The organism is Paraburkholderia sp. SIMBA_027 (genome assembly GCF_046535315.1).
GTDB classification, from domain to species: Bacteria; Pseudomonadota; Gammaproteobacteria; order Burkholderiales; family Burkholderiaceae; genus Paraburkholderia; species Paraburkholderia tropica.
Genome location: NZ_JAWRWY010001646.1, coordinates 1 through 234, shown reverse-complemented (window position 1 = coordinate 234; position 234 = coordinate 1). Strand labels below are relative to the sequence as shown.

The 234-nt window shown below is 62.8% G+C and carries 1 protein-coding gene; it reads left to right on the top strand.

The window, feature by feature from the left end:
- Nucleotides 1–234, top strand: a 234-nt coding sequence (locus tag SB764_RS44765; RefSeq protein ID WP_410867406.1) for a phenylalanine--tRNA ligase beta subunit-related protein, incomplete at both ends; no start/stop codon positions are given.

Sequence of the window (234 nt, the reverse complement as noted above, 5' to 3'; positions counted from 1 at the left end):
AACGCGCTGGTCGATATCACCAACTACATGACCTTCGACCAGGGCCGCCCGATGCACGTCTTCGACGCCGCCAAGGTCAAGGGCAACCTGACGGTTCGCCGCGCCAAGGATGGCGAAACGGTACTGGCGCTCGATCAGCGCGAATACAGGCTCGGCGCCAACAACGTCGTCATCGCTGACGACAACGGCGTCGAGTCGATCGGCGGCATCATGGGTGGTGAGCACTCCGGCTGT